Origin of the sequence: Rhodococcus sp. (in: high G+C Gram-positive bacteria) (assembly GCF_049591685.1) — a bacterium.
Classification (GTDB): domain Bacteria; phylum Actinomycetota; class Actinomycetes; order Mycobacteriales; family Mycobacteriaceae; genus Rhodococcoides.
The window spans coordinates 1-1,505 of record NZ_JBAWFH010000373.1 but is presented as its reverse complement, the minus strand read 5'-3'; the positions used below and the strand labels follow the sequence as shown (position 1 = coordinate 1,505).

The following is a 1,505-nucleotide window of genomic DNA, read 5'->3' as shown; positions in this document are numbered from 1 at the left end:
CGGTTGCCGATCGCCTCGATCTCGTCGAGGACGCCGTCCATGATGTCGGCGAGCGGGGAGTAGTCCTCACCGGAGCGCTTGTCGGTGAGCTTGAAGACCTCGGCCTGGGCCTCGTCGACGATGTTGTCGACCTCGCCCTCGCCGGCGTAGCCGATCTGCACGATCTTGGTGCCGGCCTCGACCAGGCGGCGCAGGACCGACTTCTCGCGGACGATCTCGCCGTAGTAGCCCGCGTTGGCGGCGATCGGGACGTTGGAGGCGAGCGTGTGCAGGTAAGGGGCGCCACCGATGCGCTCCAGCTCAGCCTTGCGGCGCAGTTCGTCGGCGACGGTGACCATGTCGGCGGGCTCGCCGCGACCGTAGAGGTCGATGATCGCGTCGTAGATGGTCTCGTGCGTCGGCCGGTAGAAGTCGGTGCCGCGCAGCGTCTCGGAGACGTCGGCGATGGCGTCCTTAGAGATCAACATCGAGCCGAGGACGGCCTGCTCGGCAGCCATGTCCTGCGGTGGCGTGCGGTCGTTGACCGCGCGCGGGGCGTTGCCCGGTTCGTACGCCGCGGGGCCGTCGCCCCACTCCTCGAACGGCGGCTCCGGGAAGTCGCCCGGACCGCCCATCGAGCCGGTCTCAGTGACGCTCATTCCCTTGCCCCTCCGTGGTCTGCGGTTCGTCGCGGCGTGATCTCGGTCGATTCGGTCCCACGCTAGAGGTGGGCACCGACAGTTCTGCTTGCGCAGTCCTGGGCCGACCCTCGACGACACCTCAAGTCTCTGCGACCTTACGTCGCATCCCACATCGGCGACAGCAGGTTATCCACAGGCCCTGGGGATAACCGGGGGATAGCGGTGGACGACACCCTGGTCAATGTGAACAGCCTGGGGAACCGCCTGTGCATAACTAGGGTCACCCGATTGGTAAAGCACCTCTGACCTGCGACTTTGTTGTCCATAGGTTGTGGACGAAAGAAAGTCGGCAGCCCATCGGGATTCATCGCCGAGATCGTCGTACCCCCTTGGGCGTTTTGTCGACATAGCGCCGCAACGACGTTTTCCACAGGTTTTCCACCTGCCCTGAACAACGCCCCGCGCCGACGGTGTTTAACCTTGAGACCGTGACGAGCCGGGCGGATGCGAAGAGCTACTCGAAGACCGACCGCCGAGGCCTCGACAAGGAGATCTGGCGGCTCGCGATCCCCGCCTTTCTGGCCCTCGTCGCCGAGCCGCTCTTCCTGCTGGCGGACTCCGCGATCGTCGGCCATCTCGGCACCCGCGAGCTCGCCGGACTCGGTGTCGCGGGCGTCGTGCTCCAGACGATCGTCGGGCTCTGCGTCTTCCTCGCATACGGCACCACAGCATCGGTTGCCCGCCGCATCGGCGCCGGCGACACCGCTGGCGCGCTCCGGCAGGGCATCGACGGGATCTGGCTCGCAGTCATCATCGGGGTCGTCGTCACGATCCCGGTGATGGTCCTGGCCGAGCCTCTCAGCCGGGCGGTCGGCGCGGGCGACG

At 66.7% G+C, this 1,505-nt stretch carries 2 protein-coding genes; one reads left to right on the top strand and one right to left on the bottom strand.

Annotated features, from left to right (window positions below; translation table 11 throughout):
• A partial coding sequence (locus WBQ44_RS15680; protein WP_495567597.1) for a DnaB-like helicase N-terminal domain-containing protein occupies positions 1-638 on the bottom strand: 638 nt, incomplete at its 3' end.
• Positions 639-1,108: 470 nt separating this feature from the next.
• Between WBQ44_RS15680 and WBQ44_RS15675 the strand changes: the two genes are divergently transcribed.
• A partial coding sequence (locus WBQ44_RS15675; RefSeq protein WP_495567596.1) for an MATE family efflux transporter occupies positions 1,109-1,505 on the top strand: 397 nt, incomplete at its 3' end.